Source organism: Rahnella selenatireducens (assembly GCF_046449555.1).
In the GTDB taxonomy this organism is placed as follows: Bacteria; Pseudomonadota; Gammaproteobacteria; order Enterobacterales; family Enterobacteriaceae; genus Rahnella; species Rahnella selenatireducens.
Map to the genome: position 1 here is coordinate 1 of NZ_JBKEZJ010000039.1, position 3,119 is coordinate 3,119.

The 3,119-nt window shown below is 52.6% G+C and carries 2 rRNA genes; both read left to right on the forward strand.

Annotation, left to right across the window (positions count from 1 at the left end):
- The first annotated feature begins 27 nt into the window (after positions 1-27).
- A 23S ribosomal RNA gene (locus ACLBVC_RS24705) occupies positions 28-2,935 on the forward strand.
- A gap of 123 nt (positions 2,936-3,058) precedes the next feature.
- Positions 3,059-3,119, forward strand: a 5S ribosomal RNA gene (gene rrf, locus ACLBVC_RS24865); the annotation flags it as partial.

The following is a 3,119-nucleotide window of genomic DNA, read 5'->3' on the forward strand; positions in this document are numbered from 1 at the left end:
TGTCTTTAAGACACCTTCGGGTTGTGAGGTTAAGCGACTAAGCGTACACGGTGGATGCCTAGGCAGTCAGAGGCGATGAAGGGCGTGCTAATCTGCGAAAAGCGTCGGTAAGGTGATATGAACCGTTATACCCGACGATACCCGAATGGGGAAACCCAGTGTGTTTCGACACATTATCGTTAGATGAATACATAGTCTAACGAGGCGAACCGGGGGAACTGAAACATCTAAGTACCCCGAGGAAAAGAAATCAACCGAGATTCCCCCAGTAGCGGCGAGCGAACGGGGAAGAGCCCAGAACCAGCATCAGTTTGTGTGTTAGTGGAAGCGTCTGGAAAGTCGCACAGTATAGGGTGATAGTCCCGTACACAAAAATGCACAGACTGTGAGTTCGATGAGTAGGGCGGGACACGTGACATCCTGTCTGAATATGGGGGGACCATCCTCCAAGGCTAAATACTCCTGACTGACCGATAGTGAACCAGTACCGTGAGGGAAAGGCGAAAAGAACCCCGGCGAGGGGAGTGAAATAGAACCTGAAACCGTGTACGTACAAGCAGTGGGAGCCTCCTTTGTGGGGTGACTGCGTACCTTTTGTATAATGGGTCAGCGACTTATATTTTGTAGCAAGGTTAACCGTATAGGGGAGCCGTAGGGAAACCGAGTCTTAACTGGGCGTCAAGTTGCAAGGTATAGACCCGAAACCCGGTGATCTAGCCATGGGCAGGTTGAAGGTTGGGTAACACTAACTGGAGGACCGAACCGACTAATGTTGAAAAATTAGCGGATGACTTGTGGCTGGGGGTGAAAGGCCAATCAAACCGGGAGATAGCTGGTTCTCCCCGAAAGCTATTTAGGTAGCGCCTCGTGAACTCATCTTCGGGGGTAGAGCACTGTTTCGACTAGGGGGCCATCCCGGCTTACCAACTCGATGCAAACTACGAATACCGAAGAATGTTATCACGGGAGACACACGGCGGGTGCTAACGTCCGTCGTGAAGAGGGAAACAACCCAGACCGCCAGCTAAGGTCCCAAAGTCATGGTTAAGTGGGAAACGATGTGGGAAGGCATAGACAGCCAGGATGTTGGCTTAGAAGCAGCCATCATTTAAAGAAAGCGTAATAGCTCACTGGTCGAGTCGGCCTGCGCGGAAGATGTAACGGGGCTAAACCATGCACCGAAGCTGCGGCAGCGACGCTTATGCGTTGTTGGGTAGGGGAGCGTTCTGTAAGCCGTCGAAGGTGGTCTGTGAGGGCTGCTGGAGGTATCAGAAGTGCGAATGCTGACATAAGTAACGATAATGCGGGTGAAAAACCCGCACGCCGGAAGACCAAGGGTTCCTGTCCAACGTTAATCGGGGCAGGGTGAGTCGACCCCTAAGGCGAGGCTGAAAAGCGTAGTCGATGGGAAGCTGGTTAATATTCCAGCACTTGGTGTTACTGCGAAGGGGGGACGGAGAAGGCTAGGCTAGCCGGGCGACGGTTGTCCCGGTTCAAGCGTGTAGGGGTGTAGTCCTGGTAAATCCGGATTACTTTAACCCTGAGGCGTGATAACGAGCCACTACGGTGGTGAAGTAGTTGATGCCCTGCTTCCAGGAAAAGCCTCTAAGCATCAGGTAACACGAAATCGTACCCCAAACCGACACAGGTGGTCAGGTAGAGAATACTCAGGCGCTTGAGAGAACTCGGGTGAAGGAACTAGGCAAAATGGTGCCGTAACTTCGGGAGAAGGCACGCTGGCGCGTAGGTGAAGGGACTTGCTCCCGGAGCTGAAGCCAGTCGAAGATACCAGCTGGCTGCAACTGTTTAATAAAAACACAGCACTGTGCAAACACGAAAGTGGACGTATACGGTGTGACGCCTGCCCGGTGCCGGAAGGTTAATTGATGGGGTTAGCAGCAATGCGAAGCTCTTGATCGAAGCCCCGGTAAACGGCGGCCGTAACTATAACGGTCCTAAGGTAGCGAAATTCCTTGTCGGGTAAGTTCCGACCTGCACGAATGGCGTAATGATGGCCAGGCTGTCTCCACCCGAGACTCAGTGAAATTGAACTCGCTGTGAAGATGCAGTGTACCCGCGGCAAGACGGAAAGACCCCGTGAACCTTTACTATAGCTTGACACTGAACATTGAGCCTTGATGTGTAGGATAGGTGGGAGGCTTTGAAGCGTGGACGCCAGTCTGCGTGGAGCCAACCTTGAAATACCACCCTTTAATGTTTGATGTTCTAACTCGGCCCCGTGATCCGGGGTGAGGACAGTGTCTGGTGGGTAGTTTGACTGGGGCGGTCTCCTCCTAAAGAGTAACGGAGGAGCACGAAGGTTAGCTAATCACGGTCGGACATCGTGAGGTTAGTGCAATGGCATAAGCTAGCTTGACTGCGAGAGTGACGGCTCGAGCAGGTACGAAAGTAGGTCATAGTGATCCGGTGGTTCTGAATGGAAGGGCCATCGCTCAACGGATAAAAGGTACTCCGGGGATAACAGGCTGATACCGCCCAAGAGTTCATATCGACGGCGGTGTTTGGCACCTCGATGTCGGCTCATCACATCCTGGGGCTGAAGTAGGTCCCAAGGGTACGGCTGTTCGCCGTTTAAAGTGGTACGCGAGCTGGGTTTAGAACGTCGTGAGACAGTTCGGTCCCTATCTGCCGTGGGCGTTGGAAGATTGAGAGGGGCTGCTCCTAGTACGAGAGGACCGGAGTGGACGCATCACTGGTGTTCGGGTTGTCATGCCAATGGCATTGCCCGGTAGCTAAATGCGGAAAAGATAAGCGCTGAAAGCATCTAAGCGCGAAACTTGCCTCGAGATGAGTCTTCCCTGTGGCTTTAAGCCACCTGAAGGGACGTTTAAGACTAAGACGTTGATAGGCTGGGTGTGTAAGTGCAGCGATGCATTGAGCTAACCAGTACTAATGACCCGAGAGGCTTAACCTTACAACACCAAAGGTGTTTTAGATTGACTCTGTGATAAACGTAGATTTTTCAGCTGATTGTTCCGAGATTGGTTCGTAGTGCAAGCCTGAGCTAGGTTGAGCGTTACGGATGAAACAGAATTTGCCTGGCGGCAGTAGCGCGGTGGTCCCACCTGACCCCATGCCGAACTCAGAAGTGAAACGCC